This is a genomic window from Pseudomonas sp. HB05 (assembly GCF_016756915.1).
Classification (GTDB): Bacteria; Pseudomonadota; Gammaproteobacteria; order Pseudomonadales; family Pseudomonadaceae; genus Aquipseudomonas; species Aquipseudomonas alvandae.
The window spans coordinates 26249-53104 of the sequence record NZ_JAESPG010000043.1 but is presented as its reverse complement, the minus strand read 5'-3'; the positions used below and the strand labels follow the sequence as shown (position 1 = coordinate 53104).

24 protein-coding genes are annotated in these 26856 nt (G+C 60.2%); 17 read left to right on the top strand and 7 right to left on the bottom strand.

Translation table 11 applies throughout. From position 1 onward, the window contains the following. Positions 1 to 143: 143 nt before the first annotated feature. The 3 genes from JMN22_RS25365 to JMN22_RS25355 form a co-directional block, all read right to left on the bottom strand. Entirely contained in the window at positions 144 to 1673 is a 1530-nt protein-coding gene (locus tag JMN22_RS25365) for a SulP family inorganic anion transporter (protein WP_198798185.1), read from the bottom strand. A gap of 91 nt (positions 1674 to 1764) precedes the next feature. Further along, positions 1765 to 2496 carry a carbonic anhydrase gene (locus JMN22_RS25360; protein ID WP_030139152.1) on the bottom strand — a complete coding sequence of 244 codons (732 nt, stop codon included), beginning with the start codon at positions 2494 to 2496 and terminating at the stop codon, positions 1765 to 1767. A 210-nt stretch (positions 2497 to 2706) separates the two neighbouring features. Then, positions 2707 to 3765, bottom strand: a complete 1059-nt coding sequence (locus JMN22_RS25355; RefSeq protein ID WP_030139153.1) for a PA0069 family radical SAM protein — start codon at positions 3763 to 3765, stop codon at positions 2707 to 2709. 392 nt (positions 3766 to 4157) lie between these two features. Between JMN22_RS25355 and JMN22_RS25350 the strand changes: the two genes are divergently transcribed. Then, on the top strand, positions 4158 to 4838 hold the full coding sequence (locus JMN22_RS25350; RefSeq protein WP_198798184.1) for a phosphatase domain-containing protein: 681 nt from the start codon (positions 4158 to 4160) through the stop codon (positions 4836 to 4838). On the opposite strand, the gene JMN22_RS25345 is transcribed toward JMN22_RS25350, so the two are convergent. Then, the gene (locus JMN22_RS25345; protein ID WP_236010411.1) at positions 4814 to 6652 is read right to left on the bottom strand and encodes a M3 family metallopeptidase; all 1839 of its coding nucleotides are present in this window, start codon (positions 6650 to 6652) and stop codon (positions 4814 to 4816) included. The genes JMN22_RS25350 and JMN22_RS25345 overlap by 25 nt on opposite strands. On the opposite strand from JMN22_RS25345, the gene JMN22_RS26620 reads away from it, so the two are divergent. Then, complete coding sequence (locus JMN22_RS26620; RefSeq protein WP_236010409.1) at positions 6638 to 6778, top strand: hypothetical protein; 141 nt, start codon at positions 6638 to 6640, stop codon at positions 6776 to 6778. The genes JMN22_RS25345 and JMN22_RS26620 overlap by 15 nt on opposite strands. Positions 6779 to 6947: 169 nt before the next feature. On the opposite strand, the gene JMN22_RS25340 is transcribed toward JMN22_RS26620, so the two are convergent. Further along, a complete protein-coding gene (locus tag JMN22_RS25340; protein WP_018600854.1) occupies positions 6948 to 7226 on the bottom strand; it encodes a YheV family putative zinc ribbon protein in 279 nt (92 codons plus the stop codon). Beyond that, positions 7223 to 9301: an oligopeptidase A gene (gene prlC, locus JMN22_RS25335; RefSeq protein WP_198798182.1), complete on the bottom strand. Its 2079-nt coding sequence runs from the start codon at positions 9299 to 9301 to the stop codon at positions 7223 to 7225. The genes JMN22_RS25340 and prlC overlap by 4 nt, the downstream gene beginning before the upstream one ends. Before the next feature lie 72 nt (positions 9302 to 9373). Here prlC and JMN22_RS25330 point away from each other — a divergent pair, with 72 nt between their 5' ends. Then, positions 9374 to 9919, top strand: a complete 546-nt coding sequence (locus JMN22_RS25330) for a gamma carbonic anhydrase family protein (RefSeq protein WP_198798181.1) — start codon at positions 9374 to 9376, stop codon at positions 9917 to 9919. Between the two features lie 87 nt (positions 9920 to 10006). Beyond that, on the top strand, positions 10007 to 10657 hold the full coding sequence (locus tag JMN22_RS25325; protein WP_198798180.1) for an HAD family hydrolase: 651 nt from the start codon (positions 10007 to 10009) through the stop codon (positions 10655 to 10657). Between the two features lie 185 nt (positions 10658 to 10842). On the opposite strand, the gene JMN22_RS25320 is transcribed toward JMN22_RS25325, so the two are convergent. Next, complete coding sequence (locus JMN22_RS25320; protein WP_030139159.1) at positions 10843 to 11205, bottom strand: DUF6124 family protein; 363 nt, start codon at positions 11203 to 11205, stop codon at positions 10843 to 10845. A 661-nt stretch (positions 11206 to 11866) separates the two neighbouring features. Here JMN22_RS25320 and tssA point away from each other — a divergent pair. The 13 genes from tssA to icmH are packed head-to-tail and all read left to right on the top strand — an operon-like array spanning position 11867 to position 26854. Next, positions 11867 to 13441, top strand: coding sequence for a type VI secretion system protein TssA (gene tssA, locus JMN22_RS25315; protein ID WP_198798179.1), 1575 nt, complete (start codon positions 11867 to 11869; stop codon positions 13439 to 13441). A gap of 12 nt (positions 13442 to 13453) precedes the next feature. Further along, a complete protein-coding gene (gene tssB, locus JMN22_RS25310; RefSeq protein WP_198798178.1) occupies positions 13454 to 13957 on the top strand; it encodes a type VI secretion system contractile sheath small subunit in 504 nt (167 codons plus the stop codon). A 24-nt stretch (positions 13958 to 13981) separates the two neighbouring features. Further along, the gene (gene tssC / locus JMN22_RS25305) at positions 13982 to 15457 is read left to right on the top strand and encodes a type VI secretion system contractile sheath large subunit (RefSeq protein ID WP_030139162.1); all 1476 of its coding nucleotides are present in this window, start codon (positions 13982 to 13984) and stop codon (positions 15455 to 15457) included. A 14-nt stretch (positions 15458 to 15471) separates the two neighbouring features. Beyond that, positions 15472 to 15885 carry a type VI secretion system baseplate subunit TssE gene (tssE, locus tag JMN22_RS25300; protein WP_198798177.1) on the top strand — a complete coding sequence of 138 codons (414 nt, stop codon included), beginning with the start codon at positions 15472 to 15474 and terminating at the stop codon, positions 15883 to 15885. A 3-nt stretch (positions 15886 to 15888) separates the two neighbouring features. After that, on the top strand, positions 15889 to 17676 hold the full coding sequence (gene tssF, locus JMN22_RS25295; protein ID WP_198798176.1) for a type VI secretion system baseplate subunit TssF: 1788 nt from the start codon (positions 15889 to 15891) through the stop codon (positions 17674 to 17676). Then, the gene (gene tssG / locus JMN22_RS25290; RefSeq protein ID WP_198798175.1) at positions 17640 to 18659 is read left to right on the top strand and encodes a type VI secretion system baseplate subunit TssG; all 1020 of its coding nucleotides are present in this window, start codon (positions 17640 to 17642) and stop codon (positions 18657 to 18659) included. The genes tssF and tssG overlap by 37 nt, the downstream gene beginning before the upstream one ends. Next, positions 18656 to 21241, top strand: coding sequence for a type VI secretion system ATPase TssH (gene tssH / locus JMN22_RS25285; RefSeq protein WP_198798174.1), 2586 nt, complete (start codon positions 18656 to 18658; stop codon positions 21239 to 21241). Before tssG ends, tssH begins: the two co-directional genes overlap by 4 nt. An 8-nt stretch (positions 21242 to 21249) precedes the next feature. Beyond that, a complete protein-coding gene (locus JMN22_RS25280) occupies positions 21250 to 22764 on the top strand; it encodes a sigma 54-interacting transcriptional regulator (RefSeq protein WP_198798186.1) in 1515 nt (504 codons plus the stop codon). Between the two features lie 43 nt (positions 22765 to 22807). Further along, entirely contained in the window at positions 22808 to 22948 is a 141-nt protein-coding gene (locus JMN22_RS25275; protein WP_198798173.1) for a type VI secretion protein, read from the top strand. An 18-nt stretch (positions 22949 to 22966) separates the two neighbouring features. Beyond that, positions 22967 to 24145, top strand: a complete 1179-nt coding sequence (gene tagH, locus JMN22_RS25270) for a type VI secretion system-associated FHA domain protein TagH (protein WP_198798172.1) — start codon at positions 22967 to 22969, stop codon at positions 24143 to 24145. 5 nt (positions 24146 to 24150) lie between these two features. Further along, the gene (gene tssJ / locus JMN22_RS25265; protein ID WP_198798171.1) at positions 24151 to 24657 is read left to right on the top strand and encodes a type VI secretion system lipoprotein TssJ; all 507 of its coding nucleotides are present in this window, start codon (positions 24151 to 24153) and stop codon (positions 24655 to 24657) included. Next, complete coding sequence (tssK, locus tag JMN22_RS25260; protein WP_030139171.1) at positions 24654 to 25985, top strand: type VI secretion system baseplate subunit TssK; 1332 nt, start codon at positions 24654 to 24656, stop codon at positions 25983 to 25985. The genes tssJ and tssK overlap by 4 nt, the downstream gene beginning before the upstream one ends. Before the next feature lie 5 nt (positions 25986 to 25990). Further along, positions 25991 to 26854: a type IVB secretion system protein IcmH/DotU gene (gene icmH / locus JMN22_RS25255; protein WP_198798170.1), complete on the top strand. Its 864-nt coding sequence runs from the start codon at positions 25991 to 25993 to the stop codon at positions 26852 to 26854. The last annotated feature ends 2 nt before the right edge of the window (positions 26855 to 26856 follow it).

Genomic DNA, 26856 nt, shown 5'->3' with positions numbered 1-26856 from the left:
CGGGCTTGCTCGCGAAGGCGGAGTGTCAGGCAGCCTATTAGCCAACTGATCCACCGCCTTCGCGAGCAAGCCCGCTCCCACATTGGATTTGTGGTGTTCATGAACCATGTGCCCTACACCCAACCCCTGTTGGGGGTGAGATATCAGGCAGAGGTTGCGCCAACCCCCACCGTCGTGCGCAACCGCCCTTCCAACCGACGCTTGAGCCCGCGGGATTCAATCAGCAGCTTCGAACCTTTGCTGGCATTCGCCCGGCCCCATTCTTCGAGCAATTCCAGGCACGAGTGATCGATGTAGCTCAGGTTATTGAGCGGCACATGCACCGTCGCGCCTTCCGGGATGGAGCCCAGCACCTGGGTCAACGCCGGCACCTTGAGGAACGTGGCCGCACCTACCAGCCGCAGTTCCATCTCGCCTTCCTGCGGCAAGTCGATCAGGCTGATCTTCAGGCGCGAGGCTTTCCAGGCCAGTTTCACCAAGGTCAGGCCGAAGCCGATCAGCACGCCGGTCAACAGGTCGGTGAAGATGATCGCCAATGCCGTCGCTGCGTACGTAAACATCGGCATCCGCCCATAACGGCCCAGGCTGCGGAATGCCTTGAGGTCCACCAGTTTGAAACCGGTATAGACCAGCACACCGGCCAGGCTCGCCACCGGAATGCTTTGCAGCACGCTGGACAGCAACAGCACGAACAGCAACAACCACAGGCCATGGAAAATCGTCGACATCCGTGTGGTCGCACCGGCCTGGACGTTGGCCGAACTGCGCACGATCACCCCGGTCATCGGCAGCGCGCCGAGCAAGCCGCAGAGCATGTTGCCGATGCCTTGGGCCGACAATTCCCGGTCGAAGTCCGCCCGTTCACCGCTGTGCATGCGATCCACGGCGGCCGCCGACAGCAGGGTCTCGGCGCTGGCGATGAAGGCCACCGCGAACGCAGCGATGAGCAACGTCGGATCGGCCAGGTTCAGCAAATCCGCCGGGCGCAGCCAGTCGATGGCTTCGGCCATGTTTTCCGGAACATCCACGCGCTTGACCTGCAAGGCCAGCAACAGGCTGACAAGCGTTGCCAGGCCAACGCCGAGCAGCGCGCCGGGGATGAAGCGCAGCGTATGAGGGCGAAATTTTTCCCACAACCACATCACCGCGATCGTCGACAAACCGAGCAAGCCGGCCTGCCAGCCAAAGGACGGCAAAGCCTGGGCGACTGCCGCAGGGAACGCCGCCAGGTTATCCAGGCCCGAAGGCTTGGGTGCCGCATCGAGCATCACATGGACCTGGGACAAGATGATCAGCACACCGATACCGGCCAGCATCCCGTACACCACGGCGGGCGCGGTGACCCGGAACCAGCAACCGAGGCGAAAGCGCCCCGCCAGCAATTGCAACAGGCCGGCCAGCAACAGGATCGGCCCGAGCATTGCCACGCCGTGCTGGCGCACGAGTTCGAAAACCAACACCGCCAACCCGGCGGCCGGACCGCTGACCTGCAGCTTGGAGCCGGCCAGGAAACCCACCACCAGGCCGCCGATGATCCCGGTGATCAGGCCTTTGGCCGGTGGCAGGCCCGACGCAATGGCAATGCCCATGCACAAGGGCAGCGCCACGAGGAACACCACCACCGAAGCCAGGAGCTCCCGTGGCAGAACAGCTTTTAATTGAGCAGCACGCATGGCGACTCTCCCGAAGTTTCTTCAGGCATGGCGAGGCCCTACCGCTCAAATGGCGGCAAGGCTTGAACCATACAAGGATGATTAGGAGTGGTTAGAAGCGCGCTTTGGGCGTCGCCACCGGTATCGGATGGCTGCCATCGAGCGGCAGGAAACAGCCCTGGTCCGCGTCAAAGGCTTTGATCTCGCTGGTCTCGATGTTGTACACCCAGCCATGGATGAACAACTGGCCGCTGGCCATGCGCGAAGCCACCGACGGGTGCGTTCGCAGGTGATGTAACTGCGCGATCACGTTTTCTTCGGTGAGGATGGGCATGGTCTGCTTTTCATCACCGCACGGGCAGTTGTCATGGACCATGGTCTTGGCGACTTCGGCGTGGCGCAGCCAGGCCTTGACCGTCGGCATTTTTTCCAGGGTATCGGGGTTGAGCACGGCACGCATGGCGCCGCAATCGGAATGGCCGCAGACGATGATGTGCTGCACGCCGAGGGCCAGCACGGCGTATTCGATGGCGGTGGAAACGCCGCCATTCATCTGGCCGTAAGGCGGAACGACGTTGCCGACGTTACGGGTCACGAACAGGTCGCCAGGGGAGCTATGGGTGATCAACTCGGGCACGATGCGCGAATCGGCGCAGGTGATGAACATCGCCCGGGGTTTCTGGGCGGTGGCGAGTTTCTTGAAGAGTTCTTCCTGCTGGGGAAAGATCTCGTGATGGAAATGCAAAAAGCCGTCAACAATGTGCTGCAGCGCTGCATCGGCGGTTTCCGCCTCGGGTTGGGCTGAAGCCGACGCAGCCAACGGCTGTTTATCCTTGTCACTCATGATTCATCCTCTTTGAGACGCCAGTGGCTGGTTAAAAAACATCCAGGCCGAAGTGCTCGACCCGTCAGTCACTCGATGAACAAGGTAGCGGCCGAAACTTAACTCAAACTGAAATCGAAGGCTCTAGGACGCGTCCTACGAGGCGTAAACAAAGCGCCATGGACGTTTGCGCCTCGCAATGTTCAAGCTCCAATTTAAAGCGAACTGTATTTAAATCAACGACATCTGCCGCCCCGGCGGACAGAAGGCTTCGCAATCGAGATCGTAACCGTCGCGTCGTTCCATCCCCAGACGTTTAATCGCCTTGGCGAAGCGCTGGGCCAGCAAGTCCGCAAAAGGGCCTTCGCCGCGCATTCGCACGCCAAACCGGCTGTCATAAAGTTCGCCGCCGCGGCTCTGGCGCACCAGGCTCAACACATGGGCGGCGCGCTGCGGGTAGTGCGCCTGCAACCATTCTTCGAACAGCGGCGCCACTTCCAGGGGCAGGCGCAGCATGACATAGGCGGCATTCTGCGCCCCGGCGGCATGGGCTTCGGCCAGCAGGCTTTCGATTTCGCTGTCGTTGATCATCGGGATCATCGGCGCGCACAGCACGCCCACCTTGATGCCTGCCTCGCGCATCACTTTTATGGCCCGCAACCGCGCCTTGGGCGCCGCCGCGCGGGGTTCGAGAATGCGCTTGAGCTCATCGTCCAGCGTGGTCAGGCTGATCATCACGTGCACCAGGCGTTGTTGCGCCAATTCGGCCAGCAGGTCCAGGTCGCGCAGGATCAGCGAGCCCTTGGTAACGATCGTGACGGGGTGTCGATAGCGCAGCAGCACCTCCAGGATCCGGCGGGTGATGCGCTGCTCGCGCTCGATAGGTTGATAAGGATCGGTGTTGGAACCCAGCGCGATCGGCGCGCATTGATAGCCGCGCCGGGACAACTGTTCTTCCAGCACATCGGCGGCATTGGTCTTGGCGATCAACTTGGTTTCGAAATCCAGCCCCGGCGACATGTCCCAATAGGCATGGCTGGGCCGCGCATAACAATAGATGCAACCGTGTTCGCAGCCTCGGTAGGGGTTGATCGAGCGGTCGAACGGAATGTCTGTGGAGGTGTTGCGGGTGATGATGGTCTTGGCCGTTTCGATGCGCACTTCGGTGCCCTGGGTCGGCGGGACTTCCTGGTACCAGCCGTCGTCCTCGGCCACCGAGCGGCTCGGGGCGAAGCGGTTGTGCGGGTTGGTCGCGGTGCCGCGCCCGCGCGGTGGAAGGGTGGCGGACATGGGGATACTCCGATAGCTGTATGTGCATACAGTATTCGCTGGTTGCGGTTCAGGCCAGTGCCATTGGGCGGGTCACGGAACAAAGCCGACATTCACGCAATGCTGTTCACTTAAGGCAATCGACAAACCCGTGGCGAGGGAGCTTGCTCCCGCTGGGCCGCGAAGCGGCCCCAAAACCTGCCAGTTGCGGCGTATCAGACACACCGCCCCCGCCGGTTTACGACTGCTTCGCAGCCGAGCGGGAGCAAGCTCCCTCGCCACAGGGTCATCATTTTTCTTAAGTGAACGGCATTACGACATTCACGACGCTTTGACGTCCTGCTCACGGAGTTTTAACCGGGGCGAACCGAAACTGATCGTCACCACATTCCCTGGTTATCGGTCGCCTCCTGATGCTCAAGCTCTGTTTTCATTCGCTGTTCAGCCTGGCCTTGCTCGTGATACTTGCCGACTCGGCGGCCCAGGCGGGCGAGGTTGCCGAGACAAGGCCCGCCGAATGGGCCCAGCCGGTGGAAAAGCACTACAACCTTTATCGGATGTCGCCCACGCTATACCGCAGTTCGCTGCCGGATGGCGGCGTCTTGCCGTTGTTGACGAAACTCGATATCGGCACGGTCATCACCTTCCTGCCGGAGTCGGATAAGCGCTGGCTGTCCACGCCCGCCATCCAGCAAGTGAAGTTGCCCTACCGCACCAATCACGTCGATGACAGCGATATTCTCAGGGCCTTGCGTGCCATCCAGGCGGCCGAGGCCACGGGCCCGGTGCTGATGCACTGCAAGCACGGCTCGGACCGCACCGGCCTGGTGGCCGCCATGTACCGGGTGGTGGTGCAAGGCTGGAGCAAAGAAGACGCCCTGGACGAAATGACCGAAGGTGGCTTCGGCGACAGCCATCACTTCAAGGACGGCGTGCGCTACATGATGCAGGCCGATGTCGACAAACTCCGCGTGGCGTTGGCGAACGGCGATTGCAGCACCAGCGTCTTTGCGTTGTGCTCGTTGAAAAGCTGGGTCAACTCAACGACCACCGCGCATCACCTCGACCCTCAAGTGCTGGCGCCCGCTCGGTAGTCGGTCGCCTGCATGAACGCGGCGATGGATTCGGACAACGGCCGTGAGTCCCCCGCCGCGTATATGGCTTCGCGCAGCGCCCGGCCTGTATGCCTGTCGAACAACCCATTGCGCTCGAATCGCTCGAATACACGCCCGGCCAGGGTTTGCGACCAGAGGTAAGTATAGAGACCGGCGCCATAACCTGTGACGAGGTAATCCAGCCCGTTGGGCCAACGTTCCTCGGGGGAAACGGGCAGATGCCCGACTTGCGCATTGACCTCATCGAATACTTGCTGGGCTGTGCGCCCGTCGCCATGGCTGCGGTGCAGCTCCATGTCGAATAACGCGTCGCGCAGCAACCGGGCAGCTTCCCAACTGGTTTGTCTGTTGAGATAGACCAACAACTGATCGGCGACGTCTTCCGGCAGGGGAGCGCCGGTCTCGTGATGCCTGGCTATACGGAGCAGGCATTGTCTGGAGAAGCACCAGCGCTCCAGCAGTTCGCCGGCAAACTCGGCAGCGTCCCGGGAAAGCTCGGAGATACCCGAGATGTCGCGATAGTCCGCCCGACTCAACACATGCTGCAAGCAATGGCCGAACTCATGGAACAGGGTCCGCAGGTGCTGATGATCCAGTAACGTCGGCCTCGAACCGGAACCGCGTGGCAACCAGGCATGCAACGCCGCGACGGGGTAGCGCGGCCTGCCCTCTGCGGTGATGCGCCGGTTCCGCAGAGTGGAGGTATGGGGGTAACCGTTGAGCCTGCCGCCTTCAAACGGATCGAAATAAATATAACCAAGGGTTTCGTCCCGCTCGCGAACTTCGAATAGACGCACCTGTGCGTGCCAGGCAGGTAGGTCCTGGCGCTCGATGAAGTCAATGCCGAATAGGTCGCGCGCGATCAGCAACATACGCGAAAAGGTGGATTCGAGTTCAAACCAGGCGCTAGCCGTTTGTTCTGAGACGCCGGTCGTTTGGCGGCGAAGTTTTTCCGCCAGGTACTGATAATCCCAGGGCCGGAGTTCGCCGAAGCCTTCCTGCGCCGCGAAGGCCTTCAGTTGCTCAGCGTCCTGCTTGAAGACGCTTTGTTGTTGCCCCAGCTTCTCCATCAGGAACGCGGTGACCTGCTCTGGCGACTGCGCTTGCTCCGGCTCGATGGCCAGTTCGGCGTAATTCGAATAACCCAGCAGGATGGCGAGTTGATGACGGTCACTGAGCAACTGCCGCAGCACCTCGTCATTGTCGAATATGCCTGCATTGGGCCCTCGATCCGACGCCCGAGCGCTATAGGCGACATAGACCTGTTCGCGCAGGAGCCGGTTGTCGGCATAGCGAGTCACAATGCGAAACGATTCGTCTGTAAGCTTCAACAACCACCCCGCACGGCCTGCCTCACGTGCCTGGTCGGCCGTTTGCTGTATGAAGTACGCCGGCAAGCCCGACAAGCGGGCCTCATCGTCGAACGTTTGGCTCCAGGCTTTGTTGGCTTCTTCCAAGTGCTCCAAAAACAGCATTTCGGCGCCACGGATACGCAGCTTCAGGTCCCTCAACGCTTCTTGGGAGGCGGATGCCGTTGAGTTCTGGCGAAACCGGCGGAGGATCTTGCCCAGCGTCCTTTTTCTCGCCGGTGAGAAATGCGCGGCAATCTGGCTATCAGCCAAGCGTTGATAAAGCTGGAACAGCTCGGGGTCCTGCCTCAGCGAGCGGCGATAGTCATTCAGTCGCTCACGGCAATCGACTGAGACCTGCTTCCAAGCGTTTCCAGCCCTGGCGCAAACCAAGCGCTCCAACACGTAGCCGAAACCCTTCAGCCGCGCATGGATTTCATCCATGGCCAGCACCAGGTCGTCCCAGGTAGGAAAGGGCGTCTGAGTCTTGATGGTTTCGGCGACTTTGGCGCGGCTTTCGACAAGGATCTGGTCGAGGGCCGGGGCGAAGTGTTCGGCTTGAATGTCTGAAAATGGCGGCAGGTCGTAGGCCTGCAGCAGTGGGTTATCAGGGTGGCGCATAGATGGAGACTTCCTGTCAGTGGACGTGTCACGACAGTCTGGGCAGGAAGGCGAATGGCGCTGCGGTACATATTTATCGCTTCCGGGCCGGGCGGCCCGGAAGGTGATGCCGAAGATGTCAGTCGGTTTTTTTCTTCAACTTGGGGTTAGGGAAAAATTGCACCGCCTGGACTTTCGCGTCCGGCGCCTTGAGCGCCGAGGTGTTGACCCGGGTGCCCAACTCCTTGGGCACCGACAGGCCTTGCTCGTTGAGCGTGTCGGAATAACCGCAGGCCACGCATTCGCGGTGCGGCACGCCGTCTTCGTTCCACATCATCAACTTGTCCGGCTCACTGCACGCCGGGCAGACCGCCCCGGCGATGAAGCGTCGTTTGGTAATCACAGGCCCCTCGCTCATGCTGCCGCGTCCTCGCTCAGGCCGCTATGGCGCAAGAGTGCGTCAATCGACGGCTCGCGGCCACGGAAGTCGACGAACAGCACCATCGGTTCCTGGGAACCTCCGCGAGCCAGGATCGCCTCACGGAAGGCGCGACCGGTGTCGGCGTTGAGCACACCGTCCTCTTCGAACTTGGAGAATGCATCGGCGGAGAGCACTTCCGCCCACTTATAGCTGTAGTAACCCGCTGCGTAGCCGCCTGCAAAGATGTGCGCAAAGCTGTTGGGGAAGCGGTTGTAGGCCGGCGGACGCATCACCGACACCTCGTCGCGCACGCCTTCGAGCACTTCCAATACGCTGCGGCCGTCGCCGTGGGTGGCGTGCAGCTCGAAGTCGAACAGCGAGAACTCCAGCTGGCGAACCATCATCAGGCCGGACTGGAAATTCTTCGCCGCGAGCATTTTTTCCAGCAGGTCCTGGGGCAGCGGCTCGCCGGTTTCGTAGTGACCGGAAATCAGCGCCAGGCCTTCAGGCTCCCAGCACCAGTTCTCCATGAACTGGCTCGGCAGCTCCACGGCATCCCAAGCCACGCCGTTGATGCCGGATACGCCGGCATGCTCGACGCGGGTCAGCAGGTGATGCAGGCCATGGCCGAATTCGTGGAACAGCGTGGTGACTTCGTCATGGGTCAGCAGCGCTGGCTTGCCGCTGTCGGCTGGAGTGAAGTTGCACACCAGGTTGGCAACCGGGCTTTGCAGTTCGCCGTCGAAGGTGCGACGACGATCACGGGCGCCGTCCATCCAGGCGCCGCCACGCTTGTTGGCGCGGGCATAGAGGTCGAAGAAGAAGCGGCCGACGTGCTGGCCGTTTTCCTTGATCTCGAACAGGCGCACGTCCGGGTGCCAGCTGTCGAAACCTTTCAGTTCAGCGATCTCGATGCCGTACAGACGTTGCACGATGGTGAACAGGCCGCCCAGCACCTTATCGATCGGGAAGTACGCGCGCAGGGCTTCCTGGGCGACGCTGTAACGTTGCTGGCGGAGTTTTTCGCCATAGAAACCGCTGTCCCAGCTTTGCAGGTCGGGGCAGCCTTGTTCGGCGGCGAACGCCTTAAGCTGTTCCAGGTCCTGGGCGGCAAACGGTTTGCTGCGCTTGGCCAGGTCACGCAGGAAACTGAGCACTTGGTCGCTGGATTCGGCCATCTTGGTCGCCAGGCTCAACTCGGCGAAATTGGCGAAGCCCAGCAGGTGAGCCAGCTCCTGGCGCAGGTCGAGGATCTGCTCCATCACCGGGCCGTTGTCGTTCTGGCCAGCGTTCGGGCCCTGGTCCGAGGCGCGGGTGCAGTAGGCCGCGTAGACTTCTTCGCGCAGGGCGCGGTCTTCGGCGTAGGTCATCACCGCGTAGTAGCTCGGGAATTCCAGGTTGATCAGCCAGCCATCCAGCCCTTTGGCCTGGGCGGCGGCAGCCATTTGCGCCTTGGCCGAGTCGGTCAGGCCGGCGAGGGCGGCCTCGTCGGTGACGTGCTTGGTCCAGGCCTGGGTCGCATCGAGCAATTGGTTGGAAAAGCGGCTGCCCAGCTCGGACAACTTGCTTTGCACCTCGGCGTAGCGCTTCTGCTGCTCGGGCGGCAGGTCGATGCCCGACAGGCGGAAATCGCGCAGGGAGTGTTCGAGAATGGTTTTCTGCGCCACATCGAAACCGGCCGCCTCGGGGCTGTTCGCCAGGGCTTCGAAGGCCTGGAACAGCTCGCGGTTCTGGCCCAGTTCGGTGGAATAGGCACTCAGCGCCGGCAGGCACGCCTCATAGGCTTCGCGCAGTTCCGGGCTGTTGCGCACGGCGTTCAAGTGACTGACCGGGCTCCAGGCCGCACCGAGGCGATCGTTGAGCTCGTCCATCGCCAGCACCAGGCCGGCCCAGGTAGGCTGCTTGACTTGAGTCTTGAGGATTTCGGCGATGGCGGCACGGTTGTCAGCCAGGATCTGCTCGATGGCCGGTTGCACGTGCTCGGCACGGATCGCCGAGAATGGCGGCAGGTCGTAGGGCTGCAAAAGAGGGTTGTTCACGCTCACGGTTGACACCTTCGCTGGAAGAAACATGGGCTCATCTTAATTACAATCGACCTTCACCGCAGCTAGCAGCGCCTATCACCCGATAAGAGAGAGCCTATCGTGACCCTTCGCACGTACCAGAACCACAGCCCGCAGCTTGCCCGTGGGGCTTTTGTCGACAGCACCGCGGTGGTGATCGGCGACGTCGAAATCGGCGAAGACAGCTCCGTCTGGCCGCTGACGGTCATTCGTGGCGACATGCACCGCATCCGCATCGGCGCGCGCACCAGCATCCAGGACGGCTGCGTGCTGCACATCACCCACGCCGGCCCGTTCAACCCCGACGGCTTCCCGCTTTTGATTGGCGATGACGTGACCGTCGCCCACAAAGTCATGCTCCACGGTTGCGCCGTCGGCAGCCGGATCCTGATCGGCATGGGCAGCGTCGTCATGGACGGCGCGGTGGTCGAAGACGACGTCATCATCGGCGCCGGCAGCCTCGTGCCGCCGGGCAAGCGCCTGGAGAGCGGCTTTCTCTACGTCGGCAGCCCGGTGAAACAGGTCCGCCCGCTGACCGACAAGGAACGCGCGTTCTTCACCTACAGCGCGGCGAACTACGTGAAGCTCAAGGATTTGCACTTGGCCGAAGGCTACGATCAACCTTGATGGGTTCGTCACTGTTCTGACTTGTTTGATTCATCGTGGCGAGGGAGCAAGCTCCCTCGCCACGTGATGCCACTGCCAGGAACTGCAATGCACTACCAAACCGTACTCTTCGACCTCGACGGCACCCTCACCGACCCACGGGAAGGCATCACCCGTTCGATCCAGTTCGCCCTCAGCAAACTGGGCATCGACGAACCCGACCTCACCCGCCTAGAACACTTCATCGGCCCGCCGCTGTTGCAAGCCTTCATGCAGTTCTATGACTTCGACGAAGCGAAAGCCTGGGAAGCGGTGAACTTCTATCGCGAACGCTTCAAAGTCACCGGCCTCTACGAAAACCGCGTATTCGACGGCGTCATGCCCCTGCTGGAAACCCTCGGCGGCCAAGGCCGGCAGCTCTACATCGCCACCTCCAAACCGTGGGTCTTCGCCCGGGAAATCGCCCGCCACTTCGACTTCGCCCGGCACTTCAAAGTGATCTACGGCAGCGAACTGGACGGCACCCGCACCAACAAAGTCGAGCTCATCGCCCACCTCCTGGCCGAAGAAAGCCTCGACCCGGCCAACACCCTGATGATCGGCGACCGCAAGCACGACCTGATCGGCGCCCGCGAAAACGGCCTCGACGCGGCGGCGGTGGGGTATGGGTTCGGCAGTTTCGAAGAACTGAACGCAGAAAACCCGGCGCACCACTTCCAGACACTGGAAGAGCTGCACCGGGCATTCCTGCGAAGCTAAAAAACTAAAGCCAAGCGAAAAGTGGCGAGGGGATTTAGCGAAACGTCGCACCGCCCCGCTGGGCTGCGCAGCAGCCCTAAAACAGTGGACTCAATTTTGCTGGTACACCGAGTTGCCTGGTTTGGGGCCGCTTCGCAGCCCAGCGGGGATAAATCCCCTCGCCACAGTGGCTTGCGGTGTAGCGGCTATCGGGGGTCGACGTTATCCAACGCTCGGTTAGCCAACAGCGATCCCAGCTCGATCAACTGCTGGATCCCAAGCAGCACGTGGCGGTTGGAGCCTTCCATATCGAAAGCCAGTTCACTGACCATCGCATCGGCTGACGCCAGGGTCTCGCTGAGGTTGGCCAGTAGGCATTCGTTGTCGAGGTCTTTTACAACGGTGAATAACTGGCCGGGCTTGATGGTTTCTTTTGGTTTTGCTGGTTTGGGCTTTAGATAAAAGTCCAATGCACGGGTAGCGGCTTCTTCGAGTTTTTTGGCGTTGAGGCCGTCCAGGTAAGGAGAGTTGGGATCTGCTTCTGGAGGGTTTGGCGTTATTTTGAACATAGCTGGAATCCTTGAGTTAGGCCGCGACCCAGTCCCTACTAAAAGAAGGGTGGCGGCTGTGCGCAGGTTAGTAGACCGGGGATTCCAGCATTGCCGGCGCGCCGAAGCGCCCTGCGCACAGTCACCATCAAGGACAGGAATTGATATACCTGCCTGAGTTGAGGACTCGTGCATCTTGCCGGAAAACCTCGGGCTACTAAACCCGACCACTGATGGGCAGTGGCAGGCAAACGATAGAGCCCGGGGGCAAGGCGCACAAGCCGGCGGATTCTGGCGTAGTTGTAGGTAACGGCGCAAGGATACGTAGCCCGACGGAGTCATAGCGCTCAGCAATTAAACAGTGTCGAAAAACGCTTAAATAATTTTACCCATAACGTGGCTTGCCTTTGTTTTTAAACAATAGTAGCGGGCCGCTTCTTGGGAGAACTTAATAGCCCTCGTTGTTAATGGCATCCGTATTTACGGAAAAATCCTACATTTTTATCGTTCAAAACTGGGCATTCTTCGCGCCGATCAAAAGGCCGTCAGCGGCGAATACATCTCGCCCCTATGCTGCCATTTAATGTGCTGAAACTTCCTACAGGTTGCGCTGAAATTCATATCGCTGCCTGTCCATAAACTCTTCAAGCCGTCGCGCCTGAATAGTTATTAAAGGCTGTAAATGTCTTATCCCGAAAAACTGTCCGCGCATTACCTGGCACTTGCCAGCGCCCCCATTCCCAACGGGAATTTTTCGGGTGTGGACGTCCGTTTTTCGGATGAGTTCGAAGCCTTGGAGCGTGAGCTCGGCAAGGCCCAGTCGATGCATGGCAGCGGTCAAGTCGACTGGCTGAAGATCCAGGAACACAGTGAAGCCCTGCTGCGCACCCAGTCGAAAGATTTGCGTGTGGCGATCTGGCTTACATGGGCGCTGTATCAGCGAGAATCTTTCCAGGGACTGCTCGCCGGCCTCGGTCTCCTGCGTTACCTCTGTGACAACCATTGGCTGGTGCTTCACCCGGCCAAGGTCAAAACCCGCGCCGCCAGCTTCCATTGGCTGGTGACCCGCCTGGAAGGGGCGTTGAGCGATGACGTTGCGATAAAGAACCAGCTGGCCCTGTTCGAACGTTTGGCGGAGCAGCTCGAAGCCCTCGATGCCACCTGCGTCGCTCACTTCGGCGATGACGCGCCTCTATTGCTGCCGCTGTGCCGGCGTCTCAAAAACCTGATTATGCGTGCCACCGACGTCCCGCCGCCCGGCGCTGTCGGGGCCATGGTCGCCCACGTCAAGCAAGCCGCCACCCAGTTGCTGGCCTCTGGCGCCCCGATTGAACATGAAAAGGACGCCCAGAAGGCGCTGCGGACCCTTCAGGAAAGTGCGCGTCCATTGTGCGCCTGGTGGCTCAGGCAAAAGGCGACCGACGCTCGCGCGCTGCGCCTCAACCGTACGCTGCTCTGGCTGGGCATCGACGCCGTGCCCGAGCATGACGCCGAGCAGATCACTCCATTGCGCAGGCTGCCTGCGGACAAGCTCAAGGCGTATCAGGAAAGTCTCCAGCGGGGCCATTACGCCGATCTGCTGGTGGACATCGAGGCCAGCCTGGCGAAGGCGCCTTTCTGGTTCGACGGTCAAAGGCTCGCATGGGAATGCCTCCAAGGGCTGGGGGCCGACTCGGCCATGCGTGAGGTGGAGATTCATTTCGCCTTGTTCATCCAGCGTCTGCCGAGCGTCCTCGAGCTGCGCTGGCATGACGGCGAGCCGTTCGCGGATGCATCTACCCGGGCGTGGATCGCCGCCCAAGTCTTGCCTCGCCTGGACACATCGAGCGTTGCGCCCCGCGCGGAGGCCATCGACTCCTCGGCGCCTTGGGAGCGAGCTCTGGAAGAAGCCCAGCTCATCGTGGGCTCGGACGGCCTCAAGGCTGCCGTCCAGTTTTTCAAGCAGGAAATGCACACCATCGACGGCGAGCGCGCGCGTTTCCTTTGGCGGTTCGCGATGGCTCGCTTGTGCTTTTCGGCCAAGAAATACGAGCTCGCCAAAGTCCAGCTCGAGGCGCTTGACCAGACGCTGCAAGACACGACTTTGCATGCGTGGGAGCCCGATCTCGCATTGCAGGTATTGCACCTGTTGCATCGCTGCTGCGAGTTGTTGCCCCAGAACCACCTCGTGCGCGAGCGCAAGGATGAAACCTACCGCAGGTTGTGTCACCTCGACCTGGAGCGGGTCATTGAACAGGCCTGCGGGTCCCCATTGTAAGGAAGGAAAATCATGGCCAAAGAAGGCTCTGTCGCGCCAAAGGAACGTATCAATGTCACCTTCAAGCCCGCTACAGGCGGTGCTCAGGAAGAGATTGAGCTGCCGCTCAAGTTGATGGCGATTGGTGACTACATCCATCGCAAGGACGAACGCAAGGTCGAAGACCGCAAGCCAATCAGCATCGACAAAATGACCTTCGATGAAGTGTTGGCCAAGCAGGAATTGAGTCTGGTCCTGAGTGTGCCAAACCGCCTCCTGGAAGAGAGCGACACCGAGGAGCTGGCCGTGCAACTGCGCTTGAGCACGATGAAGGATTTCAATCCGGCGAGCCTGGTGGAGCAAGTCCCCGAGCTCAAGAAGTTGATGGAACTGCGTGAAGCGCTGGTCGCGCTCAAGGGGCCTCTGGGCAACGCACCGGCGTTTCGCAAAGCCATCGAAAGCGTACTCGCCGATACCCAGTCCCGCGATCGCATATTGGATGAGCTGGGCCTGACTCTCTCAGCCCCGAGCGTTTGATCTCTAGCCAAGGAAAGCCGACACATGAATCCCAATGCAGCGCTGCAGCACAGCCAGGAAAATGGCGAGCACAGTATTCTTGAAAGCATCATCGCCCAAACGCGCCTGACGCCAGAGGACGATGCCTACGACATTGCCAAGCGCGGCGTGTCGGCGTTCATCGAAGAGCTTCTCAAGCCCCAGAACAGCGGTGAGCCGGTCAAGAAGGCCATGGTCGATCGCATGATCGCCCAGATCGACGCCAAGCTCAGTCGCCAGGTCGACGAGATCCTCCACCATGCCGACTTCCAGGCATTGGAGTCGGCGTGGCGTGGTTTGCAGTTGTTGGTGGACCGCACCGACTTTCGCGAGAACATCAAGATCGAGATGCTCAATGTCTCCAAGAGCGACTTGCTGGATGATTTCGAGGACTCGCCGGAGATCATGCAGTCGGGCCTGTACAAGCATATCTACACCGCTGAATACGGTCAGTTCGGTGGGCAACCGGTTGGCGCGATCGTCGCCAACTACTTTTTTTCGCCAAGCTCACCCGATGTGAAGCTGATGCAGTACGTGTCCAGCGTCGCCTGCATGTCCCACGCGCCGTTCGTTGCTGCGGCCGGCCCCGAATTCTTTGGCTTGGAAAGCTTCACCGGACTGCCGGACCTCAAGGACTTGAGGGATCATTTCGAAGGCCCGCAATTCGCCAAGTGGCAGAGCTTCCGTCAATCCGAAGACGCTCGCTACATCGGCCTGACCGTGCCGCGCTTCTTGTTGCGCAATCCCTATGACCCGCAGGAAAACCCGGTCAGGTCGTTCGTCTACAGGGAAACGGTCGCCAACAGCCATGAGCATTATTTGTGGGGCAACACGGCGTTCGCATTCGGCACAAGGCTCACCGACAGCTTTGCCAGGTTTCGCTGGTGCCCGAACATCGTCGGTCCGCAAAGCGGTGGCGCGGTTGACGATCTGCCGTTGCACCATTTTGAAAGCATGGGCGAAATCGAAACCAAGATCCCCACGGAAGTGCTGGTTTCCGACCGCCGCGAATACGAGCTGGCCGAAGAAGGCTTTATCTCGCTGACCATGCGCAAAGGCAGTGATAACGCCGCATTCTTTTCCGCCAGTTCCGTGCAAAAGCCGAAGTTCTTTGGCGCCAGTGCCGAAGGCAAGGCCGCCGAGTTGAACTACAAACTCGGCACACAGTTGCCATACATGATGATCGTCAATCGCCTGGCCCATTACCTGAAGGTGCTCCAGCGCGAGCAACTCGGCTCGTGGAAAGAACGCACCGACCTCGAACTCGAGCTGAACAAGTGGATCCGCCAGTACGTTGCAGACCAGGAAAACCCGAGCGCTGAAGTCCGTGGTCGCAGGCCGTTGCGTGCTGCCCAGGTGTTGGTCACCGATGTGGAAGGTGAGCCGGGCTGGTATCGCGTGAGCTTGAACGTGCGCCCGCACTTCAAGTACATGGGGGCCGATTTCACCCTGTCGCTGGTTGGCAAGCTGGACAAAGCGTGAGCGGGACCTGACCGATGACTGGATATGGCAGCCTCTTCGAACGCTTGAATGGCGATTGCGACGCTCGCGCAGGCATGAGCCGCGAGGCTTGTGCCGTGGCGTCGGTGGCTGCCCATTTGTCGAAGATGCTCAGCACTCGTGCGGGGAGTGTGCAGGTTGCGCCCGACTACGGATTGCCCGATCTCAACGACATGCGCCTGAGCTTGCACGATGTCCGTCACCAGGCCTGTCGCGCCATCCAGGCCTGCATCGAGGCCTACGAGCCACGCCTGAGCCATGTCTATGTCACGACGGTGTCGACTCACGCTGACCCGCTTCGCCTGTCCTTGCGCATCGATGCGTTGCTGGACATGGAAGGGCTCAAGGGGCCGGTGAGCTTTTCCGCAGGTCTGGACGGCAGCGGCCAACTCACGGTCAACCAAGGATAGGTCATGTCGTTCAACCATTATTTCCAGAGTGAGCTGACTGCGCTTCGCCAGTCGGGCCGGCGTTTCGCCGAGCGCAACCCGGCCTTGGCACCTTACCTCGGCCAGGCCGGGCGGGACCCCGATGTGGAGCGACTGTTGGAGGGGGTAGCGTTCCTGACCGGTCGTCTTCGCCAGAAGCTCGATGATCAACTGCCGGAGTTGAGTCATTCACTGATGCAACTGCTATGGCCGAACTATATGCGGCCGTTGCCGGCGTTCAGCATTTTGCAGTTCGATCCGCTGCAATGGTCGGGGCCTGCATTGCGCGTGGAGCGTGACACGCCGGTCGAGAGCAAGCCGATCCAAGGGGTACGTTGTCGTTTTCGCACGTGTTACCCGACCGAGGTGTCGGCACTTGATCTGACAAGGGTCATTCACTCGGTAAAAGGCAACGGTTCGGTGCTGGGCCTGCGCCTGCAGATGCATTGCGAGGGCAATCTGGGTGAGTTGCAGTTGGGCAGCCTGCGCCTGCACCTGGCCGGTGAGCGTTACATCAGCCAGACTCTTTATCTCAATCTGTTACGCAATCTTGAACATTTCGATGTGGTCCTTCTGGACGGCGACGGCCAGCCCGTCAGCGCCACGGACGGAGTGCCTGTGACATTCAGGATCCCCGCCACTCGGGTTCAGCCCGTGGGGTTTGCTGAAGAGCACGCACTGGTCCCGTATCCCCTGAATACCTTTCGCGGCTATCGCTACCTGCAAGAGTATTTCGCTTTCCAGGAGAAATTCCTGTTTGTCGACATCGACGGCTTGGACGTCATCAACGGGTTGCCGCAAGCGCTGCTGGAACAGGCGCGCGGGTTGGACCTTCGCTTCGATATTGGCAATACCGGTACCCAGCGGATACGGCCAACGCTGGATAACGTGAAGCTTTACTGCACGCCTGTCGTCAACTTGTTCAAGCACGATGCCCAGCCGATTCGCCTGGACGGCAAGCAGGAGGATTACCTGCTGTTGCCGGCCCAATATGCCCCCGAGCACTGCGGTGTGTTTTCGGTTGAAAGCGTCACCGGGTGGAGCCCGGGCGGGCTGGGGTACCAAGCCTACGTGCCGTTCGAATCATTCGAGCATGACGCCAGTTTCGATGTGCCCGGCAACCGCGCCTATTACAGCATTCGCCACCGCCCGTCGCTCCTTCATGGTGGTCTTGATACGTGCTTGAGTTTTGATGTGCGGCACAAACCGGGCCACGAAACCCTTTCGATCGAGCTGATGTGTACCAACCAGAACCTGCCCCGCCAGCTCAAGCCAGGCGACATCAACCAGCCGGGCGAAAAAAGCCCTGAGTCGCTCGGCTTCCGCAATATCGGCCCGGTCACCCAGAGCTTCGCGCCTCCCCTGGAGCGCGATTTCCTGTGGAAGCTCATCAGCAACATGTCGCTCAACTACCTGTCGCTGGCGGACGTCAACGCGCTGAAGGTGATACTCGAAACCTACGATTTCCCCCGCTACTACGACGAGCATTCGGAGAAAGTCAGCAGGCGCCTGCTGGATGGCCTCAAGTCGATCAAGCATCAGCCTGTCGATCGGCTTCATCGCGGTCTGCCGGTCAGGGGTTTGTGCACAGAGCTGACGATCGACCCACAGGGATACATCGGCGAGGGCGACGTGTTTGTCTTTGCATCGGTTCTCAATGAGTTTTTCGCGCTTTATGCCAGCCTGAATTCGTATCACGAGTTGCGGGTAAACAGCACACAGGGAGAGGTGTACCGATGGACACCCCGCATGGGCCAGCAGCCGCTTCTATGAGCGCGCTGACACGAGGCATACGCGAATATTCATTGTTTCAGGCGGTGTTGCTGGTGATTGATCGGCTGCGCGAAGCCCATCCTCACCTGGATGACGAGGCACTGTATGAGCACTTGGAATTCCAGGCCAACCCGAGCCTGGGCTTCCCGGCCAGCGATATCGAATACGTCGAATTCTTTGAAGAGCATGGGCAACTGCGGGCGCGCCTGTGCCTGAATCTGATTGGCCTGGTGGGCGCAGGTTCGCCTTTGCCGGCGTTCTATGGTGAGCAGGTGTCGGGAGAGGGCGATGACAAACCGACTCGTCCGTTTCTCGACGTGTTCAATGATCGCCTCCAGCGCCTGATGTTGCCTATCTGGCGCAAGTACCGTTATCGGGCGAGTTTTCGCAATGGCGCCGAGGACCGGTTTTCCGAGCAGTTATTCGCCCTCGTCGGCCTCAGGGGCGAGGCCATTCGCAGGGATACCCAACTGAACTGGAAGCGCTTGCTGCCTTACCTGGGGCTGCTGAGCCTTCGTGCCCATTCGGCGGCCTTGATCGAAGCCGTGCTGCGTTACTACTTCAAGCACCCCGAATTGCACCTGGAGCAGTGCATCGAGCGGCGAGTGGACATCCTCGACGAGCAGCGCAACCGCTTGGGAAGGGCCAACAGCCTGCTTAGCGAAGAGCTGGTGCTGGGCGAGCGGATTCGTGATCGCAGCGGCAAATTCCGCATTCATGTCCTGGAACTGGATTGGCAACGCTTCCATGAGTTCCTGCCGATCGGTGTCGCTTACCAGCCGTTGTGCGCGTTGGTGCGATTCACCCTGCGCGACCCCCTTGAATACGACATCCGCCTGGTCTTGCGGCGGGACGAAATACGCGAATTGCGCATCGGCGAACGGAACACCTGCCGATTGGGATGGGCCAGTTGGCTGGGGCACGAGCGAGCCGCTGGCGTAGTGATCCTCAGCAGTAGAATTCATCAGGAACCAACGAAATGATCAACGTAGACCTTCAGCAACTCATTCAGGCGCTGGACGCGGATACCCGCCGCGACCTGGAGCGCTCGGCCGAGCGATGCGTGGATCGGGGCGCAGGCAAGGTCCTGGTGGAAGATCTGTTGCAGAGTTTGCTGGAGCGCGGACAAGGGCTTCTCGGGCGCGCCTTGCAGGATGCCGGGATAAGCGCGAGCGAGCTGGACGCAACCTTGCAACCACGTGCGGAACACGGCGCTTCGCGTAACCCGGTCTTCGCGCCGGAGTTGATCCAATGGCTTCAGGATGCGCTGCTATTGGCCAATCTCGAACTGGGCCAGAGCAACGTCACTGAAGCTGCGTTGATCCTGGCGTTGTTGCGCAACCCAGGTCGGCATGCCGGTACTCATTACCAATCGTTGCTCGCTCGGTTGAACATCGACCGGCTGAAGGCGTTCGCCTTGTCACGGCAGGCTCAACAGGCGACTGGACACGCCATTGCTCAAGGCGATTCGCTTCTGCAGCGCTTCACTCACAACCTGACGCAGCAGGCCCGTGACGGCAAGCTGGATCCCGTGCTTTGCCGTGACGGCGAAATCCGCCAGATGATCGATATCCTGTCTCGCCGACGTAAAAACAATCCGATCGTCGTCGGTGAGGCAGGCGTGGGCAAGACCGCCATTGTCGAAGGGCTGGCCCTGCGCATTGCCGCCGGGGCAGTACCGTCAGGGCTTGAGGGTGTAGAGGTCTTGTCGCTGGACATGGGCCTGCTGCAGGCCGGAGCCAGCATGAAAGGCGAATTTGAGCGGCGGCTCAATGGGGTAATCGAGGGCGTAAAGACATCGCCCAGCCCCATCATTCTGTTCATCGACGAAGCTCATACATTAATCGGCTCGGGTGGAAATGCTGGTGGTTCCGATGCGGCCAACCTGCTCAAGCCGGCCCTGGCCCGAGGCGAGCTGCGCACCATCGCGGCGACGACCTGGAGCGAATACAAAAAATATTTCGAGAAGGATCCAGCCCTTGCCCGTCGTTTCCAACCGGTGCAGTTGCACGAGCCGACCATCAGCGAGGCGGTGACCATCCTGCGGGGGCTGGCCGGGGTCTACGAGGCGAGCCACGGTATCTATCTGCGCGATGATGCGGTGGTCGCGGCGGCGCAGTTGTCAGCACGCTACCTGGCGGGGCGTCAGTTGCCGGACAAGGCGGTCGATGTGCTGGATACCGCGTGCGCCCGTGTGCGCATCAGCCTTGCTGCCGCGCCGCAACGCCTTGAGCGCCTGCGTGGCGAATTAGCCGAAGGTGAGCGCCAGCGGCAGGCGTTGTGTCGCGATGCAGAGGCCGGCTTGTCAATCGATGCCCAGGCATTGGAAGCGCTGCGGGTACGACTGAAGGCCATCGAAGAGGAATGCCAATGCCTGGAAGTCCAATGGACAGAGCAGAGCGTTCTGGCCGAACGTTTGTTATCGCTGCGCCGGCAACTGGCTGGGCTGCGGGAAAATCGGGCGGACAAGGGCCTGGAGATCGAAACGCTGGAAGCGGCGTTGCATGAAACCCACAACGCCTTGGTGGATGCACAGGCCGAAGAACGCCTGGTCAGTTTTGAGGTGTGCCCGCGCTTGGTGGCGGAAGTGATCAATGCGTGGACGGGTGTCCCGCTGTCGCAGCTGGCCTGCGAGCACAACGTGAAAATCGCCCGTTTCGCGGCAGATCTACGCAGCCGAATCAGGGGGCAGGAACCGGCGGTGCAGACGCTTGATCGAGCGATGCGCGCAGCCGCCTCAGGCTTGAACAAACCCGACGCCCCAGCGGGTGTGTTTTTGCTGGTAGGGCCGAGTGGGGTTGGCAAGACCGAAACGGCATTGGCCTTGGCCGAGCTGCTGTACGGCGGCGACCGATTCATCACGACACTCAACATGGCCGAGTTTCAGGAAAAACACACGGTTTCGAGGCTCATCGGCGCGCCTCCAGGTTATGTCGGATTTGGCGAAGGCGGAATGCTCACCGAGGCTGTTCGACAGAAGCCTTACTCGGTGGTGTTGCTCGATGAGGTCGAAAAAGCCGATCCGGACGTGCTGAATCTGTTCTATCAGATATTCGACAAAGGCCTGGCCAACGATGGCGAAGGGCGGGAGATCGACTTTCGCAATACGCTGATTCTGATGACGTCGAACCTGGGCAGTGAGCGTATCAGCGCGTTGTGCCAAAACGGGGCAGCGCCGAGTGCCGAACAACTCGAAGAAGCGATTCGGCCGCTGCTCAGCAGGCATTTCAAACCGGCGTTACTGGCCCGTATGCGTGTGGTGCCATATTTCCCCGTCAGCGGCTCGGTGCTGCGCGAGCTGGTGGAAATAAAGCTGGGTCGTCTGGGCGAGCGGCTGCAGCGTCGCCAGTTGGGCTTCAGTTATTGCACGCAGCTTGTTGATTACCTTGTCCAGCGCTGCACCCACAGCGACAGCGGTGCGCGGCTCATCGATCAATTGCTCGAACTGCATCTGATGCCCGGGTTGTCCGACGGCTTGCTCGCGGCCATGGCCATCGGCGAACAACCGCGGCAGGTTCACGCCACGCTCGATGAACAAGCCCGCGTAACGTGTGAGTTCAAGTGATGGGGGCACTGCTTACTCATGTGCCTGAACCGCTGGCTTACGCCGAAGCGCTGCTGGGGCAGTTTTCCAGCCTCTTGCAATCGGCGGACGATGCGACCTTGCTCGGCGATTTCATCAGGGGGACGGCGCGGCTCAGTGGCTGTGAGCTGGCGCAGCTATTTCTGGTGGATGCCGCGCACTGTCGCCTGGAACTGAGTACCGAATGCCTGGAAGACCGATTGCAGTTTCGTGACCCGGCCGGCTTGCCTGTCGATTACGACGGTGAGCAACTGTTGCAATTCGTCCTGCGCCAGAATCGCAGGGTATGCCTTGGTGCGTTGAGCGACAGCCTGCACGATACGCGTTTCCTGCCGGCCCGCGCTGCGCCGTGGCAGTCGCTGCTCTGTGTGCCGCTAGCCACCGGGGACGGGATCAAGGGGGTATTGGTTTGCGCCAGCAGCCAGCAGATCGAACTGCAGGGATTCGCTGATTCCCTGGGTTATCTGGGGGCGTTCGCGCTGAAGCAGATCCAGCTGTTGCAACGCCAACGGCGTCCTGCCGCTGAAGGTCGGCCTGTGGCGATCAACCTGCCGAGCGCCAACGGTTTCGGCCTCATCGGCAAGAGCGCGGCGATGCGCCAGAGCTGTCAACTGATCAGCAAAGTCGTGAACAGCCCGTACACGGTCCTGTTGTATGGCGAGACGGGTACCGGCAAGGAAGTCGTGGCCCGGGCGATCCACGATTGCGGGCCGCGTCGCACGCAGGCGTTCATCGTCCAGAACTGCGCGGCGCTTCCCGAACAACTGCTGGAAAGCGAGTTGTTCGGTTATCGCAAGGGCGCGTTTACCGGCGCCGATCGTGACCGCATCGGCTTATTCGACGCGGCTGACAAGGGCACATTATTGCTCGATGAAATTGGCGACATGCCCTTGTCCCTCCAGGCCAAGCTGTTGCGCGTTTTGCAGGAGGGCGAGATTCGTCCGTTGGGGTCGAACCTCACCCACAAGATCGACGTGCGCATCATCGCCGCCACCCATCGCGACCTGAAACGGTTGATGAGCGAAGGCAAGTTCCGCGAGGACCTGTATTACCGCCTTGCCCAGTTTCCCATCCAATTGCCGCCGCTGCGTCAGCGTGGCCCCGACATCATCGAACTGGCTCGGCACTTCGCCGACAAGGCTTGTGCGCTTCTGCAGCGCGATCTTGTGCATTGGTCCGACGCTGCGCTGGCCCACCTGGCTGCCTATGACTTCCCCGGAAACGTACGCGAGCTCAAAGGCATCGTCGAAAGGGCGGTGCTGTTGTGCGAGGGCGACGAATTACGCGTAGAGCACTTTGCCCTGCACATTAAACACCGACCCGATGAAGGTCGCGTAAGCCTGCGCGAACGGATGGAACACATCGAGCGCAGCCTGATGATTGATTGCCTGCGCAAAAATTCCGGTAACCAGACGCTGACGGCTCGCGAGCTCGGCTTGCCGCTGCGCACGCTGTTGTATCGAATGAGTCGGCTGAACATTCGCCGCAAGGACGCCGAAGTCTGACGCCGGGCTTCTAATCCCATTCACTTATTTCAGGACACTTTGGATGACCGCTCACCCTTGGCAAATCTTCCTGCTGGCCGTTGTCGTGTTGTTCGGCCTCGGTGGTTGCAACGCAAACTACAAATTCAATGACAGCACTTATCGCCCATTGGGTGATCCGCAAGCGTTAAATCGCGGTAAGTGACCGCAAGGAGGAGCATCGGTGGAGGTCATTTTCGAAAGGTTGGATGCCAGGCAGTTTGTCAGCCCGAACCCGAGCCGGAAGATTTTCGGGACGGCGGGCGGCGTCATTGGGCGAGGCGAGGAGTGTGACTGGGTCATTCCGGACAGCGAGCGCCTCTTGTCCAAGCGCCATGCGCGGGTGAGTTTCCAGGGAGGCGCGTTTTTTCTCACGGACATCAGCGGCAATGGCATATCCCACCGCAGAAACGGTGCGCGCCTTCCTAAAGGCGAGCCAGTGCCCATTAGGGATGGGGATATCTATGTCATGGGCGAATGCGAGCTCCTGGCGCGGTTGGTGGCTCGTTCGGGTAACAGCATTCCCGATGTCGACCGTTCGGTATCCAGTGGCAATCTCATTCCGGACGACGCTTTCATGGGGCTCGATCCGCTGGAAGGCCTGGACCGACAGGAGCGTGTGTTTTCTGAAATGGATGAGTTGCTCAATCCCAGCGCGATGCCCGCTTACGGCTCGGACGCTGTGCGGGCCGATATGGAAAGCCTGCGACTGCCAGAACTGGTCGACGCGGGCAATGAGCAGGGGCCTTTCCTGACACCCCAACCCTCCGAGCTCGCACAGGAAGACTTCTGGCAACGCTTTGGCCACTCGCTAGGCATGGACCTCGGGGATATGGACGAGGAGGCCCGCGAGGCGTTGGCGGTCGATGTCGCGCAGTTGCTCAAGCAAAGCGTTCGAGGCTTGCAACAGAGTCTGCGTACTCGTTCCGAGTTGAAGGGCGAGCTGCGTCTGGCCCAGACCTTTTTCCACGGCCCTCGGAAAAATCCGCTGAAGTACACCGATGACGCCCTGCCGCTGTTGTTGCAGCCAGGCGTGCCACTCCAGTTGTCGGCCAGCGAGGCTATCACCCGCTCATTTAATGACCTCCAGGCCCACCAAGTGGCCTTGCTGGCCGCCACCCGGTCCACCCTGCGTACGGTGCTGGAACATTTTTCGCCTCGCCAACTGGTCCTGCGGATGGAGCGCGAGCAGCGACCGTTGATCAGTACGTCAGGCGGCCATTGGCGGGCATTCGGTCGTTATCACCAGGCGTTGTGCGAAGACGATGACTGGGTGGAACGCCTGCTGGCCCGGGACTTCGCCAAGGCATACGAGGAACAGGTCCGCCTGGTATCCACTCTGCAAAACGATCTTCATGGATGACGTACATGTCTCGCCGCACCCTGCTTTTTTTCAAGACGCTGACGTTGACGCTAGCGGTTTCGCCGTTGTTGGCCGGTTGTGCCAGCCTGTCGCCGTTCTCAACGATGACCAAACTCAATCTCACCCTCACTGCCAGTGATCAGCTCAACCCGGACCTCAACGGGCGGCCATCTCCTGTCGTGGTGCGCCTGTTTGAACTCAAGCATCCGGTGGCTTTTGAGAATGCTGACTTCTTCAGTCTTTATGACCGTGCCAGGGAGTCCCTGGCGCCTGACTTGATCACTCGCGAAGAACTGGAGTTGCGTCCCGGCGAAACGGTCACGCTCAGGCTCGCCGTCGCAGGAGGCGGTCGTTATGTCGGGGTACTTGCCGCGTACCGTGACCTGCCTCGCACACAGTGGCGCTACACGGTGCCCATCGCTGCGGCACGAGTGACTGAAGCGCATCTGATGCTTGATCAGGATGGCATTGCCAGCCATCTCGAAAGCCTTGCCAGGGCGGACGACCAATGAATCACGATAAGGTCATCTGGCAGGAAGGAATGTTGCTGCGCCCGCAACATTTGCAGCACAACGATCGTTATTTCGATCATCAGCTCAAGCTTCGCACACGCTTGTTGGGTGGTTATGCCTGGGGCTTCCTGACACTGGAAATCGATCTGCAGTTTCTGAACATGGGGCGGCTGATCGTCAGCAAGGCTTCGGGTGTCTTGCCAGACGGCAGTTTCTTCGAATTGGACGGCAACGCCGAGCCGATGGTCCTGGAAGTGCCGTCCAACACCTGCAACACGCCCATCTATCTCGCCCTGCCGCTGGTGACCGGCAATCGGGTCGAGTCTCGTCGTCCCGAGCAAGCCGATGTGCTGGCGCGCTATATCACCTATGAAATGCAGGTAAATGATTCCAACGCCGCAGACGCTTTCAGCAGTCAGATCAGCTGTGGCCGCCCGGATGTACGCTTGCTGCTGGGCGAGCAGCAGGGCGACCAGGCTTTCGTCAAGTTGAAGGTGTGCGAAGTCCTTGATACCACGCCTGATGGTGGGATCAGGCTCGATACGGATTTTGTGCCCGCGTTCATCCAGGCCAAGTCATCCGGCTACCTGCTGTCCTGCCTCAAGGAAGTCATTGGCATGCTTGGCCACCGGGGCGAAAGCCTCGCCGAACGGATTCTTTCCAACGGCAAAGCGGGTGCGGTTCAAGTCGGCGATTTCATGATGCTGCAATTGATCAACCGTACCGAATTGCTGCTGCGTCACTCTCTGGACCTGGAACAGGTTCACCCTGAAACCCTCTATCGAACGCTGCTTTCTCTGCTAGGCGAGTTGGCCACCTATTCAACAGACAGCAAGCGCCCTTCATTCGATCACCGCTACCAACACAGCGATCTGGGTGCGTGCTTTCGAAGCCTCATGCAAGCAATCCGGCAGGTGCTGTCGATGGTGCTCGAACAGCATGCCATTGAGCTGCAATTGCAGGCACGCCAGTACGGAATCAGCGTTTCGCCGATGCATGACCTTTCACTGCTGGACTCGGCTTCGTTCGTACTGGCCGCGAGCGCCCATTGTGACAGCGAGGAGTTGCGCCATCGCTTGCCGTCGCATCTCAAGATCGGTTCGGTGGAGCGCATTCGCCAGTTGGTCAATTTGCATTTGCCGGGCATCAAGATCAGGCCTTTGCCCGTGGCGCCGCGGCAGATTGCGTTCCATGCCAACAAGACCTATTTCCTCCTTGAACCCAGTGTCGAGGACCTTGCCCAGGTGAAGCGTTCAGCGGGCTTTGCCTTTCATGTGTCGGGTGAATTCGCTGAGCTGGCACTGAATTTTTGGGCCATCAGGAACTGACTGACATGGATAAGGACATGCCTCAAGACGACATTACCGTCCTGCTCGATTTTCACGGACAGCGCCCGGCTTCGGGCCCCTTGACCGACGCTGCTGCGCCGCCGCGTATCGAACAGCTGGAAGATCGAATGATTTATGCCGCACGCCAGCCACGGTCCCGAAGGTTCGTGACCAGCCTTAATCCCCTGGTGGCGGCTGCGTCAGGCTTGTTGGCCCAGATGATGGCGCTCAAGCAGGGCCGCGACCGCGCAGACCTGAATGACCTCAAGCAAGAACTGACCTTGGAGTTGAAGCAGTTCGAAGCCTTGGCATTGCACGCCAACATCGAGCAAAGCGAGCTGGTCGCTGCTCGCTACGTGCTGTGCACGGTCCTGGATGAAGCCGTCGTCGTCACGTCGTGGGGATACGGCAGCGGTTGGTCGCAAATCAGCCTGCTCAGCACATTTCACAATGAAACGTTCGGCGGCGAGAAGGTTTTTCAATTGCTTGATCGACTGTCGAAAGATCCGGTGAAGCATTTGCACCTGTTGGAGCTGCTGTATCTGTGCCTGTCTTTGGGCTTTGAGGGCAAATATCGGGTCCAGGCGCGCGGGGGGCTCGAGCTCGTAGGCATCCGTGATGCGCTGTATCGCTCGATCCGTCAGGTACGAGGCGATGCGCCACGCCAACTTTCACCCCACTGGGAAGGGCTGGTTGCCCCACCTCGCCGTCCGGTGCGCGTTGTTCCTGCCTGGACCGTGGCGTTTTTTACCCTGGCGTGTCTGGGCGTGATGTACGCGGGCTTCGCCTGGGTGTTGGACGAGCAGCGCGAAAGCATCCTGCAACCCTATCAATTACTAGAGCCGGCTGTGGTTCAAGCGCAGCCGTAAAC